Raw genomic sequence first — 13,093 nt, 5'->3', positions numbered from 1 at the left:
GGGACAGCTGGGTGGGACGTCAGGGGGTGGTGGGGAGCGGCCCGGGCGGGACGTCGACCTCGACGTCCAGCCGCGGGTCGCGCACCGACCGGCTCACGACGAGCCGGTAGGTGCCGGGCGGGGTGGTCCAGCCGCCGGTAGCGGTGTCCCACGTCTGGAGGGCGCGCCGGGGCACGCGCACGTCGGCGGTGGCCCGCTCGCCGGGCGCCGCGTCGACGACGGCGAACCCGCCGAGCCAGCGCACGGGCCGCGCGGGGTCTGCCGCCGCCGTGCCCGCGGGCGGCACGACGTAGACCTGCACGACCTCGCGGCCCGCGCGGACGCCCGTGTTGCGGACGGTCACGCGCACGACGACCTCGCCGGTCCCGCGGTCGTCGTCGGCCGGGACCGGCACGGCGGACTCGTGCTCCCACGTGGTCCAGCCGAGGCCGTGCCCGAACGGGGCGGCCGGCGCGGGCGCGGGGCCGGCGTCGGACCGGCGCTCCCAGGCGCGGTAGCCGACGTCGAGGCGCTCGGCGTAGTCGACGACGCCGCCGACGGGGACGGCGTGCGGCACGGGCACGTCCTCGGCGCTCGCGGGCAGCGTCCACGGGAGGCGGCCGGACGGCTCGGTGGCGCCGGTGAGCACGTCGGCGAGCCCGGTGCCGGCCTCCTGGCCGGGCAGCCAGGCCCACAGCACCGCGGGGGCGTCGTCGTACCAGGGCAGCAGCACGGGGGCGCCGGCGTTGACGACCACCACGGTGCGCGGGTTGGCGGCGAGCACCCGGCGCACCAGCTCGTCCTGGGTGCCGGGCAGCGCCAGGTCGACGCGGTCGTAGCCCTCGGACTCGACCTCGGGCGTGGTGCCCACCACGACCACCGCGACGTCGGCCGCGCGGGCCGCCGTCGCGGCGGCGGCGAGCTCGTCCTCGGCGGACGGGCCGGGCAGCCGGTGCACCAGGGCGCCGCGCACGAAGCGGTCGTAGCCGACGGGGTGCACGACCTGCAGCTCCGCCTCGAGGAGCGCGCCGTCGGCGCCGCCCTCGACCGCGAGCGTCGCGGCGACGGGGTGGTTGTGCGCGGAGGCGAGGATGACGTCCTCCCGCGCCACGACGTCCGCGGCGGAGGCGAGGCGGCCGTCCACGCGCACGCGGTGCACGCCGACGGTGCCGACCCCGAGCTCGTGGGTGCCCGGCTCGTCCGTGCGCACGCGGGCGGTGAGGCGCAGGGTCGCGTCGTCGGGGCCGACGTCGGCGCACCAGCCGTCCCAGGCGGTGCGGGTCTCGGCCCGGCGCACCGTGCCGTCGGCGCCGAGCAGCTCGACCCGGACGCCGGGGGCGCCGGTCACGGGGTCGGTGCAGCGGGACAGGTCCAGCGCGGGCGGGTTGCGCAGCACCCGCGACCCGGCGACGACGTCCACGACGGAGCCCGCGGGGAGGGCGTCGCGCAGGGCGTCCGCGGGGTGGGTGAGGCGGTCGGGCACGACGAACGACGAGCCGCCACCCTGGAAGAACGGCTCCACCGCGTGCGCGCCGAGCAGCGCCACGCGCAGCGGCGCGCCGGCGGGCCCGTCGGCGAGCGGCACCAGGCCGGTGTCGTCCTTGAGCACGACGACCGAGCGCGCGACCAGCTCGCGCAGCAGCGGCACGGCGTCCACGGGGGCGTGGGCGGCGGGCGCGGCGTCGACGCCGGGCAGCGGGAGCCGGCCCACGCGGTGCGCGAGGCGCAGCAGCCGGCGCACCTTGTCGTCGAGGTCGGCGGCGTCGACGGCGCCGGAGCGCACGGCGTCGAGCAGCCCGTCGCCCCAGGGCCCGTCCGGGCCGGGCATCTGCAGGTCGAGGCCGCCGCGGACGGCGGGAGCCACGGACCGCGTGGCCACCCAGTCGCTCACGACGAGCCCGTCGAAGCCCCACTCCTCCTTGAGCACGCCGGTGAGCAGCGGCCGGTGCTCGAGCGCGGGCGCGGCCACCCGGCCGTCGTCCACGCCGCTGTAGGCGCCCATGACGCTCCAGGCGCCCGCCGCGACGAGCCGCTCGAACGGCGCGAGGTACAGCTCGCGCAGGGTGCGCTCGTCCACGCGGGCGAGGTAGCGGGTGCGGTCCGTCTCGGAGTCGTTGGCGACGTAGTGCTTGACGCACATGCCGACCCCGCGCTCCTGCGCCGCGGTGACGAGGGCGACGGCGACCTCGGCGGTGAGGTGCGGGTCCTCGGAGTAGCACTCGAAGTGGCGGCCGCCGACGGGCGTGCGCTGCAGGTTGACCTGCGGCGCCAGCACCATGTCCACGCCGTGGCGACGGGCCTCGGCGGCGAACAGGGCGCCCGCGCGGCGGGCCAGGTCGACGTCCCAGGTGGCCGCGAGCGCCGACGGGGCGGGGAGCATCGCGGACGTCCCGCGGCCTTCCGGGTCGCGGACCCCGACGGGCCCGTCGGACATCACGACCGGCTCGAGGCCCAGGCGCTCCACGGGGGCGGTGGCCCACAGGGACGCGCCGACGACGAGGGCGGTCTTCTCCTCGAGGTGCAGGCGGTCGACCAGCGCGTCGATCGCCCGCTCGACCCGCTCGTCGCCCGCGGGGGCGACGGCGCGCGCGGCGGCGTCGGTGCTGGTGGCTGCGGTCTGCGATGACACGCGGTGGTACTCCTTCGTCCCGGTCGGCGGCCTTCGTGGGCACCGACTGGCGTCAGTGAACCACAGTTACTGACAGGTAAGTAAGTAGACCAAGGTCACAGTATGGTGACGCCATGGCAGACGGCAGCTCCCCGCGACGGACCCGCCCCTCGAAGGCCGAGCGGCGCGAGGAGATCCTCGGCGCGGCGACGCGCGTGTTCGGCTCGAAGGGCTACCACGCGGGGTCGCTCGTCGACGTGGCCGAGCAGGTCGGCATCACGCACGCGGGCGTGCTGCACCACTTCGGCAGCAAGGACAAGCTGCTGTGGGCCGTGCTCGAGTACCGCGACCGGGTGGACGTCGAGCACCTCGAGGGCCAGCACATCCCCGGTGGGCTCGACCTGTTCCGCCACCTCATGACCACCGCGCGGATCAACGCCGACCGGCGCGGCATCGTGCAGGCCTACGCCGTGCTCACCGGCGAGTCCGTGACCGACGGGCACCCCGCCGCCGCCTGGGTCACCGAGCGCTTCGCGGTGCTGCGCGGCGAGATCACCCGGGCCCTCCTGCAGGTGGCGCAGGAGCGGGGCGCCGACCTCGACGAGGCCCGCGCACGGCGCGCCGCGAGCGCCGTCATCGGCGTCATGGACGGGCTCCAGGTGCAGTGGCTGCTCGCGCCCGACGCCGTCGACCTCGCCGAGGACACCGCCTTCGCGATCGAGGCCATCCTCGTGGCCGCGCTCGCCGCTCCGGACGCGCAGCGCGTCGTCGACTGACGCCCTGGGCACGCGCGGTGGGGGCCGGCCGCTCCCGGGTGCACACTGATCCTTCGTGCGCCTCACCCCGTGGCCGCGCCCCCACCGGGCGCACACCACCGCCGCCCCCACGTCCCCGGCGAGCCTGCGCCGCCGGCCGGCGCAGGTGGTCACGCTCGCGTTCCTCGCCACGATCGGCGCCGGGACGGCCCTGCTGAGCCTCCCGATCTCCGCGACGGGGCGCAACGCCGGGTTCGTCGAGGCCCTGTTCACCGCCACGTCCGCGACCTGCGTGACCGGGCTCGCCGTCGTGGACACCGAGCACTTCTGGACGCCGTTCGGCCAGGTCGTGATCCTGCTGCTCATCCAGGTGGGCGGGTTCGGCGTCATGACGCTCGCGTCCCTGCTCGGGCTGCTCCTCACGCGGCGCCTCGGCCTGAGCACCCGCCTGGTGGCCACGGAGACGACCCGCTCGGTCGGCATGGGCGACGTGCGGCGCGTGCTGCTGGGCGTGCTGCGCTTCACCGTGGTCAGCGAGCTCGCCGTGGCCGCGGTCCTCACGGTCCGGTTCGCCACCGGCTACGACGAGCCGCTGGGGCACGCCGCCTGGTCCGGGCTGTTCCACGCCGTCTCGGCGTTCAACAACGCCGGCTTCTCGGTCTACAGCCAGAACCTCGTGCCGTTCGTCGCCGACCCGTGGGTCTGCCTGCCGATCTGCGCGGCGATCATCGTGGGCGGCCTCGGCTTCCCCGTGCTGCTGGAGCTGTGGCGGCTGCACCGCACCCGCCGCGCCGCGGACGGCCCCTCCGACCTGCGGCGCCTGTCCCGCTGGAGCGTGCACACGCGGCTCACCCTGCTCATGACGGCGGTGCTGCTCGTCGTGGGCACCGGGTTCTTCCTCGCCGCCGAGTGGCGCAACCCCGGCACCTTCGGCCCCCTCGACCCGCCCGCCAAGGTGCTGGCCGCGTTCACCCAGGCGGTGATGCCGCGGACCGCGGGGTTCAACTCGGTGGACCTGTCGCAGGCGAACAACGGCACCTGGTTCTTCACCGACATGCTGATGTTCGTCGGCGCCGGCTCCGGCGGCACCGCCGGCGGCATCAAGGTCACCACCTTCGCCGTCCTGGCGGTCGCCATCTGGTCCGAGCTGCGCGGCGACCCCGACGCCACCCTCTTCGACCGGCGGCTCACGCCCGGCACCCAGCGGCAGGCGCTCACGGTGGCGCTCATCGGGGTGGCCGCGGTCGTCGTGCCCACGCTGGCGATCACCCTGTCCACCAGCGCCTTCACCCTCGACCAGGTGCTCTACGAGGTGGTCTCCGCGTTCAGCACCACCGGGCTGTCCACGGGCATCACGGGCGACATGCAGGCCTGGCACCAGCTGGTGCTGGTCGCCCTGATGTTCCTCGGGCGCCTCGGCCCGATCACGCTGGGCACCGGCCTCGCGATGCGCGACCGGCAGCGGCTGTACCGGCGGCCGGGGGCGGCCGTCCTCATCGGCTGACGACCACCTCCGCCGGCGGGTCGGGCCGGGGAGCTCCCCGCCGCGCAGGCTCCGGACGGACCACCGCCCGGGCACCCGATCGCGGGTCCCGGGCGGCGGCTGCCTCGGCGAGCGGGGTCAGCAGTTGGTGCCGGCGTACGTGCCGACGGACTGCGCGGCGTCCGTGAACTCCGAGCCGGTCATCGCGGTCATGGCGTCCTGGAGCTTCGTCATCGAGTCGGCGTCCGTCGGGTTCTTCGCCGCGGCGCCGATGCCGTCCGTCGCGGTGCGGAACGACGTGGTGAGGGTCGCCCAGTCGTCGGCGATCTCCGCCGGGGGCTCGCTGACGCCCTCGAGCGTGGTGGTGAGCTCCTCGAGCTTGTCGACCGTGGGCTGCAGGTCGGACGGGTCGACGTCGCTCATCGCGGACGAGGCGTCGGTGAGGGCCTCCACCGCCGAGCAGACGTCGTCGCCGCCGGCGGCGGCCTCCTCCTGGGGCGTCTCCTGCTCCTCGGCGGCGGTCGCGCCGCCGTCCGTGGAGCCGGTGTCCCCGTCACCCGAGCCGCTGCAGGCGGCCAGGCCGAGGGCGATGAGGGCGCTCGCGGCGATGGCCGAGGCACGGGTCATGGTCTGTCGGTTGCGCATGGCCACCATGGTGACGGACGGGGCCGGATCACGCGCCCCCGGTCCACGGGGAGAACTGCCCATGTGGCACAGCCCACGTCCCGCGAGCTCTCAGCGAGCGTCATCCGCGGGGCGCAGGAAGCCGTCGCGGACCAGCCCACGGACGGCGGGCAGCAGCTCGGCCCGCAGGTCGTCGGCGGGGACGTCGAGCAGCGCGCCGAGGGCCCCGACGATCTGTCCGACGGCGAGCTCGCCGTCGCACACCCCGACGAACGCCGCGAGCCCCGTCGAGGCGTGCACGCCCCGCCCGAGCCCGTCGCCCTGCCGCACCACGACCACGTTCGGGTCCGCCTGGCCCGGGGTGTGGAACCGCTCCTCGGTGACGTCGTCCGCCACCACCAGGTGGGCCCGGCCGAGCGCCTCGTCGTCGCGCGCGGCGAGCCAGTCGTGCGCCGCCAGCGAGGCGGCGACGTGCGCGCCCAGCGGCTGGTGCACCGAACCGGTGTGCTCCTCCAGACGGCGCAGCGTGGGTCGCGCGCCGTCCAGCGGGCGGCGCAGCGTGACGATGCCGAACCCGACGGCTTCGACGTCCCGGCCCGCGAAGTCGTCCAGCCACGCCCCGTACGCGGCCTCCCACGCGGCGGGCTCGCGCTCCGCCGTCGTGCCGCCGTCGCGGATCCACGTCTCGGCGTACTCGGCCGGGTCGAGCACCTCGCGCTGGATCACCCAGCCGTCGAGGCCCGACGCGTCGAGCCACTCGCCCACGCGCTCCTCCCACGGCTCGCCGCGGCGGTGCTCCCAGTTGCCGAGCAGCTGCGCCACGCCGCCGGGGGCGAGCACCTGCCCGACGTCGCGCACCAGGTCGCGCACCAGGTCGTCGCCCGACCGGCCGCCGTCGCGGTACTCGTAGTCGCCCAGCGCCTCGGCGACGGCGCGGCCGGCCGCGCCCGCGTGCGGCGTGATGACGAACGGCGGGTTCGAGACCACGAGGTCGAAGCGGTCGCCCGCCACCGGCTCCAGCATCGAGCCGTGCCGCAGCTCGAGCTCGGTGCCCGCCGACGGAGCGTCGGCGGCGAGGTCGCCAGCAAGGTCGCCGGCAAGGTCGCCGGCGAGGTTGAGCGTGAGGTTGAACCGTGCGAATCCGAGCGCGCGGCGCGACAGGTCCGTGCCCACCACCGCGCGGGCGTGGCGCGCGGCGTGCAGCGCCTGGATGCCGCAGCCGGTGCCGAGGTCGAGCACGCGGCCCACGGGGGTGCGCGCGGTGACCTGCGCGAGCGTCGTGGAGGCGCCGCCCGCGCCCAGGACGTGGTCCGTCGCGAGGCGGCCGCCGGTCGCGAGCTCCGCGAGGTCGCTCGACAGCCACCACGACGCCTCTCCCCCGGCGTCCACGGCCGCGTACGGGCGCAGGTCCACGACGGCGCGCACGGCGTCGCCGGGATCCTCGCCCGCGGCGGACACCAGACCGAGCCGGACCGCGCCCGACGCGCCGAGGCCCGGGAGCGCCCGGTCCAGCTCCGCGCGGGGGACGTCGTCGCCGAGCAGGAACAGCCGGGCGAGCGCCGCCCGCGGGTCGGACCCGGGGGCCACCCGCGCGAGCTCCCGGCGCGCCGGCACCGTCTGCTCGCGGTGCAGCGCCGCGGACGCGACGGCCCCCAGCGCCTCCTCGACGCCGTCCACCGTGTAGCCCGCCGCCGTGAGGTCGCCCCGCAGGACGTCGACCAGCGGGGCGGCGTCGGCGGCCGCGCCCGGCACCGGGGCCGAGGCGCCGGCGCTCATCGGCCCGTGCACGACGTCGAGAGGAACGTGGTGATGTCCTTCGCGGCCGCGGTCGCCTCCGCCGTGTCGTCCGCGGTGATCGCGCCCGCCATCGCCGAGCCGACCGCGTTCGCGTCGTCCTCGTCGACGTCCTCGAACGCCGTCACCGCGCTGCCCAGGTAGTCGGCCATGGTGCCCCACGCCGTCGCGACGTCCTCGGGCGGCTCCTGCTCCCCCATCGCCTTGCCGGCCGTGCGGAAGCTCTGCACCAGGGCGCGCGGGTGGTCCGGGCTGAGGTCCACGAGCGCGCGGTTGGTGGTGGACCACGCCTGCTGCAGCTCGGCGCACCTCTCCGCCTGCGCGGCCGCCGCGTCGTCCGCCGCGTCGTCCTTCGTGCTCGGGGAGGGACGCGACGACCCCGAGCGCGCGGCCTCCCCCTCGACGCCCATGCTCAGGTCGCTCGGGATCGACACCGCCGGCGCGGGCTCCGCCGCCGGCTCCGCGCCACCGTCCCCGCCCTGCCCGCACGCCGCGAGCGCGGCCCCCGTGACGAGCATCCCCGCGACGACGAACGGGAGCTGACGGGGCACGAGGCGGGCGCGGCGCATCCCCCTATCGTGAACCACCGCTCGCGCGCGCGGAAATCCCCCGCGGCGCGTGCCGGCCCGTCAGCCGGCGTCGTCGGCCGGCGCGGTCGTGCCGCAGCCGTCCTTGAGGAACGTCGTGACACGGTTCGAGGCCTGCGTCATCGCCGCCGTGTCCAGCTCCGCGATGGCCGACGCGACCGCCGCCGCGACGTCGCCCTCGTCCGCCGCCTCGACGGTGTCGGCGACCGTGCCGACGTAGTCCGTGACGGTCCGCCAGTCCTCCAGGACGTCGTCCGGGGGCCGCACCCCCGCGAGGGCGTCCCGCGCGCCGACGAACCCGTGCCGCAGCGAGGCCGGGTCGTCCACCGACATCCCCACCTGCAGGCTCGCGGACTGCGACCACGCCGCCTGCACCACCGCGCACTCGTCCGCCGGCCCGTCGGGCAGCGCGACGCCGTCCGGCTCCGTGGGGACGAGGCCCGTCGCGAACCCCGCGCCGAGCCCGGTCATCAGCGCCAGCGCCCCGGCCGCGACGAGCGACGACCGCCGGCGCCACGCCCCCGGCACCGGTCGTGCCAGGGCGCGCGGCACGAGTCGGGGCACGGCACGAGACGGCGTGCGCGACCGCCCGCGAGCTCGTGTCCTGCTGGCCCCCATGGTCGCGAAGGCTACCGCCACAGCCGGCGCGCACGGTACGTCGTCGCAGGTGGGAGGCGGCCGCTTGACCCGCGGCTGACGTTCGGCCAGATTACGCGCGTGACCTCTACCACGCCCGGCCTGTGGGTGCATCCTGAGAATGACCCGCGAGCGACGGGCGTCGACCCGGTCGGCGAGAAGGAGACCCTCTGGGAGTACCTCTGCCGGTACCGGATGACGCTGGTCATGAAGTGCGAGGGCCTCGACGCCGGCCAGCTGGCGCGCCGCTCCGTGCCGCCGTCGTCGCTGTCCCTGCTGGGGCTGGTGCGGCACCTCGCGAACGTCGAGCACCACTGGTTCCGCCGCGTGCTGCAGGGCAGCCCCGACCGCGGGCCGTTCGAGCTCCCCGGCTACCCCGACGTCGACTTCGACGGCGCCCTCCCCGACCCGGCGTGCGTGGACGAGGCCTGGGACGCGTGGCACCGCGCCGTCGAGGCCGCCGACGACTGGTTCGCCGGCGAGGACATGAGCCGCGAGGTCCCGTACGACGGCGGCTCCGTCGAGGCGCGCGACGTGCTGCTGCACGTGCTCGAGGAGTACGCCCGCCACATGGGCCACGTGGACCTGCTGCGCGAGTGCATCGACGGTCGCACCGGCCTCTGACCCGCCCGCCCGCGGGGCCGCGTAGCGTGCCCCTCATGCGGAGCTTCCTCAGCGGCGTCCTCGTCGCCCTGGCCGTCCTCGCGGCGGTGGTCACGGTGCCGGCCCGGTACGTCGAGGGCACGCTGCTGGACACCGACGCCTACGTGGCGGCGACCGCGCCGCTGGCGCACGAGATCACCACGCAGGACGCCGTCGCCGAGGCGCTGACGGACACCGTCGTCGGGCAGATCGACTCGGGCGTGCTGGCGGGGGCGCTGAAGCCCGTGGTCGGCGAGGTGGCGGACGCGTTCGTCCGCTCCGACTCCTTCCCGCCCGCCTGGGAGGCGGCCAGCCGGCAGGGGCACGCCTCGACCGTGGCCGTGCTGCGCGACGAGAGCGCCGTGGTCGACGCCGCCGACGGCGTGGTGACGCTGCCGCTCGACCCGTTCCTGGAGTCGGTCGGGCAGGCGCTGCGCGACCGCGGGCTGCCCGTCCCCGAGGGCTTCGCGTCGACCGGCGCGGACGTCGTCCTGTACGCGTCGCGGGACCTGGCCGCCGCGCAGTCGGCGGTCGCGCTCGTGGAACGCTGGGCGCCGTGGACCCTGCCGGTGACGGTGCTCCTCGCCGTCCTGGCCGTGCTCGCCGCCCGGCCGGGCCGGCGCGTGCGCACGGCGGCGGTCATGGGCGGCCTGGTCGCCGCGGCCATGCTGGTGCTCCTGGTGCTGCTGCCCGAGACGGTGCAGGCGGCGTTCGCCCGGCTCGACGTCGGCGCGTCGGGCCGGCAGGTGCTGGACGACACCGTCGACGCGCTCCTGGTGCCGCTGCGCACCCAGCTGTGGTGGGCGGTCGGCGTCGGCGCGGCGGTGGCCGTCGGGTCCGCGGTGGTCGGCGCGGTGCTGCGCCGCCGACCCGCGCCCGCGGCCTGAGCCCGGCGCCGGGAAATCCGGTTGCGGCCCGGGCGGGTCGGGCGGTCGGATGACCGCATGAGCGACGCCGCGCAGAGACAGTTCCCCGACATGTGGGTGGACCCCGAGGACGACCCCCGCGAGCAGTGGGCCGACCCGGTGGGCGAGCTGCAGACCCACTGGTTCTACCTCAAGGCCTACCGCAGCACCCTGGAGATGAAGTGCGAGGGGCTCGACGCCGACCAGCTCGCGCGCCGCTCGGTGCCGCCCTCCACCCTCTCCCTGCTCGGCCTGGTGCGACACCTGGCGAAGGTGGAGCACACCTGGTTCCGCCGGCGGCTGCAGGGTCAGCCCGACCTGGCGCCCCTGTACACCAGCCCCGACGCGCCCGACGCGGACTTCGACGGGGCCGTCGCCGACCCGGCCGTCGTCGAGGAGGCGTGGGCCACGTGGCGACGCGAGACGGCGGCCGCCGACGCCTGGCTCGCCACCCAGACCGACGCCGACATGGGCCGCACCGTGGAGCGCGAGGGCGAGCAGCTCTCGGTGCGGGACGTCCTCGAGCACCTGGTCGAGGAGTACGCCCGTCACGCCGGGCACGCCGACCTGCTGCGCGAGTGCATCGACGGCCGCACCGGCCAGTAGCACCGCCCGGCCGCACGACGACGGCGCGGGGCCCGGGAGCGACCCCGGGACCCGCGCCGTCGCTGTGTGGGAGGACTACGCCGCCGGGACGCTCGCCGCCTCGTCCGCCTGCTCGCGGTCGACGCGCGCGGCGCGCAGGCGGGACATGATCACGGCGCCGAAGGCGACGGCCGCGGCGGCCAGGGCGATGACGATGCGCAGCACCTGGTTCGCGTCCGTCGGCACGCTCATCATGACGACGGCGGGCGCGATGAGCACGGACACCAGGTTCATCACCTTGATGAGCGGGTTGATCGCGGGGCCGGCGGTGTCCTTGAAGGGGTCTCCGACGGTGTCGCCGATGACGGTGGCGGCGTGCGCCTCGGAGCCCTTGCCGCCGAACGCGCCGTCCTCGACGATCTTCTTGGCGTTGTCCCACGCGCCGCCGGAGTTGGCGAGGAACACGGCCATCAGCACGCCCGCGCCGATCGCGCCGGCGAGGAACCCGGCGAGCGGGCCGACGCCCAGGCCGAATCCGACGGCGATGGGCGCGAACGCGGCGAGCAGGCCGGGCGTCGCGAGCTCGCGCAGCGAGTCGCGGGTGCAGATGTCGACGACGCGGCCGTACTCGGGCCGCTCCTCGTACGTCATGATCCCGGGGTGCTCGCGGAACTGGCGGCGCACCTCGAAGACGATGGCGCCGGCGGCGCGGGTCACGGCGTCGATCGCGAGCCCGGAGAACAGGAACACGGTGGCGGCGCCGAGGATCACCCCCACCAGGGTGACCGGCGAGACGATCTCGAAGCTCAGCATCGCGGGCACCAGGCCGGCGCCCATCTCCTTCACGTCGGCGAGCGCGCCCGTCACGGCGTCCGCGTACGAGCCGAACAGCGCGGTGGCGGCGAGGACGGCCGTCGCGATCGCGATGCCCTTCGTGATGGCCTTGGTCGTGTTCCCGACGGCGTCGAGGTCGGTGAGGATCTGCGCGGCCTCCTCGTCGACGTCGCCCGACATCTCGGCGATGCCCTGCGCGTTGTCGCTCACGGGGCCGAAGGTGTCCATCGCGACGATGACGCCCACCGTGGTGAGCAGGCCGCAGCCCGCGAGGGCCACGAGGAAGAGGGAGAGCCAGATCGAGCCGCCGGCGAGGAGGAAGACTCCGCAGATCGCGGCGGCGATGACGCCCGCGGTGTACACGGCCGACTCGAAGCCGACCCCGATGCCCGACAGCACGACCGTGGCCGCGCCGGTGCGCGACGTCGCCGCGACGTGCAGCGTCGGCTTCGACGTCGTGCCCGTGAAGTAGCCCGTGATCCACAGGATGACGCCCGCGAGGACGACGCCGATCGCGACGGCCAGGGACGCGACCACGCGCGGGTCCGCGGTGACGTCGCCGATGTCGGCGGTGCCGGCGAGCTCCGAGAACGACGACGGCAGGTAGACGAACGCGGCGACGGCGGCCAGCAGGGCGCCGACGACGGCGGAGATGTAGAAGCCGCGGTTGATCGCGGCGAGCCCGTTCTCGCTGCCGCGGACTCGGGTGACGAGCACGCCGAGCAGCGCGACGAACGCGCCGATCGCGGTGACGATCAGGGGGAAGACGAGGCCCTGCTCGCCCATCACCGCCTTGCCGAGGATGAGGGCGGCGACGAGCGTCACCGCGTACGACTCGAAGAGGTCCGCGGCCATGCCCGCGCAGTCGCCCACGTTGTCGCCCACGTTGTCGGCGATGGTCGCGGCGTTGCGGGGGTCGTCCTCGGGGATGCCCTGCTCGACCTTGCCCACCAGGTCGGCGCCGACGTCGGCCGCCTTCGTGAAGATGCCGCCGCCGACGCGCATGAACATGGCGAGCAGCGCGGCGCCGAAACCGAAGCCCTCGAGGACCGCCGGAGCCTCGGTGCGGTAGACGAGGACCACGAGCGCGGCACCCAGCAGGCCCAGCCCCACGACGGACATGCCGACGACGCCGCCGGTGCGGAACGCGATCCGGGCCCCGTCGGCCCTCCCGTCCGGGCGCGTCGCGGCGGCCGCGACGCGCACGTTGGCGCGCACGGCGAGCCACATGCCGAGGTAGCCGATGGCGGCGGAGAACCCCGCGCCGACGAGGAACGCGATCGACCTCCCCACCCGGACCCCGCCGTCGCCCGGCAGGAGGAAGAGCAGCGCGAACACCACGACGGCGAACAGCGCGAGGGTGCGGAACTGGCGGTTCAGGTAGGCCGACGCGCCCTCCTGGACGGCCCGCCCGATCTCCTGCATGCCGGACGTCCCCTCGGGGGCGGCGAGCACCTGTCTGCGCAGGGCTGCCGCGCAGACCAGGGCGGCCAGACCGATCACCCCGATCACGGCGACGATGGTGATGCTGCTGGATCCGAACGTGAGCATCCGTCCTCCTTGACGTGCTTCCTCGACCCGACGGGGAGCGGCGGTGACCGCCCGTCGGTAAGGTCCCGCCGTCGCCGTTGACGGCGGGATGCGGGGAGTCTACCCACATG

General features: G+C 75.8%; 11 protein-coding genes. 5 read left to right on the top strand and 6 right to left on the bottom strand.

Annotated features, from left to right (window positions below; translation table 11 throughout):
* Positions 1-19: 19 nt before the first annotated feature.
* On the bottom strand, positions 20-2,608 hold the full coding sequence (locus ACFU5J_RS04810; protein WP_430577999.1) for a beta-glucosidase: 2,589 nt from the start codon (positions 2,606-2,608) through the stop codon (positions 20-22).
* Positions 2,609-2,721: 113 nt separating this feature from the next.
* Here ACFU5J_RS04810 and ACFU5J_RS04805 point away from each other — a divergent pair, with 113 nt between their 5' ends.
* Positions 2,722-3,363, top strand: a complete 642-nt coding sequence (locus ACFU5J_RS04805; RefSeq protein WP_430577998.1) for a TetR/AcrR family transcriptional regulator — start codon at positions 2,722-2,724, stop codon at positions 3,361-3,363.
* A 55-nt stretch (positions 3,364-3,418) separates the two neighbouring features.
* Positions 3,419-4,846 carry a TrkH family potassium uptake protein gene (locus ACFU5J_RS04800; RefSeq protein WP_430577997.1) on the top strand — a complete coding sequence of 476 codons (1,428 nt, stop codon included), beginning with the start codon at positions 3,419-3,421 and terminating at the stop codon, positions 4,844-4,846.
* 117 nt (positions 4,847-4,963) lie between these two features.
* On the opposite strand, the gene ACFU5J_RS04795 is transcribed toward ACFU5J_RS04800, so the two are convergent.
* From ACFU5J_RS04795 to ACFU5J_RS04780, 4 genes are all read right to left on the bottom strand, one after another.
* Positions 4,964-5,470: a hypothetical protein gene (locus ACFU5J_RS04795; protein ID WP_430574237.1), complete on the bottom strand. Its 507-nt coding sequence runs from the start codon at positions 5,468-5,470 to the stop codon at positions 4,964-4,966.
* 90 nt (positions 5,471-5,560) lie between these two features.
* A complete protein-coding gene (locus ACFU5J_RS04790) occupies positions 5,561-7,225 on the bottom strand; it encodes a methyltransferase (RefSeq protein WP_430577996.1) in 1,665 nt (554 codons plus the stop codon).
* Positions 7,222-7,812 carry a hypothetical protein gene (locus ACFU5J_RS04785; RefSeq protein ID WP_430574235.1) on the bottom strand — a complete coding sequence of 197 codons (591 nt, stop codon included), beginning with the start codon at positions 7,810-7,812 and terminating at the stop codon, positions 7,222-7,224. Before ACFU5J_RS04785 ends, ACFU5J_RS04790 begins: the two co-directional genes overlap by 4 nt.
* Before the next feature lie 60 nt (positions 7,813-7,872).
* Positions 7,873-8,394: a hypothetical protein gene (locus tag ACFU5J_RS04780; RefSeq protein ID WP_430574234.1), complete on the bottom strand. Its 522-nt coding sequence runs from the start codon at positions 8,392-8,394 to the stop codon at positions 7,873-7,875.
* Between the two features lie 153 nt (positions 8,395-8,547).
* Between ACFU5J_RS04780 and ACFU5J_RS04775 the strand changes: the two genes are divergently transcribed.
* From ACFU5J_RS04775 to ACFU5J_RS04765, 3 genes are read left to right on the top strand one after another with little or no spacing between them, the layout of a single operon-like run.
* Positions 8,548-9,090 carry a DinB family protein gene (locus tag ACFU5J_RS04775; RefSeq protein WP_430574233.1) on the top strand — a complete coding sequence of 181 codons (543 nt, stop codon included), beginning with the start codon at positions 8,548-8,550 and terminating at the stop codon, positions 9,088-9,090.
* Positions 9,091-9,125: 35 nt separating this feature from the next.
* Complete coding sequence (locus ACFU5J_RS04770; RefSeq protein WP_430577995.1) at positions 9,126-9,995, top strand: hypothetical protein; 870 nt, start codon at positions 9,126-9,128, stop codon at positions 9,993-9,995.
* Between the two features lie 57 nt (positions 9,996-10,052).
* Positions 10,053-10,619, top strand: coding sequence for a DinB family protein (locus ACFU5J_RS04765; protein WP_430574231.1), 567 nt, complete (start codon positions 10,053-10,055; stop codon positions 10,617-10,619).
* A 75-nt stretch (positions 10,620-10,694) separates the two neighbouring features.
* Here the strand turns inward: ACFU5J_RS04765 and ACFU5J_RS04760 are convergent, their stop codons facing one another.
* A complete protein-coding gene (locus tag ACFU5J_RS04760; protein ID WP_430577994.1) occupies positions 10,695-12,983 on the bottom strand; it encodes a sodium-translocating pyrophosphatase in 2,289 nt (762 codons plus the stop codon).
* Positions 12,984-13,093 lie beyond the last annotated feature (110 nt).

It is taken from the genome of Isoptericola sp. NPDC057559 (assembly GCF_042801555.1).
Taxonomy (GTDB): domain Bacteria; phylum Actinomycetota; class Actinomycetes; order Actinomycetales; family Cellulomonadaceae; genus Isoptericola.
Note: the sequence above shows the minus strand (reverse complement) of the source record. Positions and strands in the feature narration are given on the sequence as shown.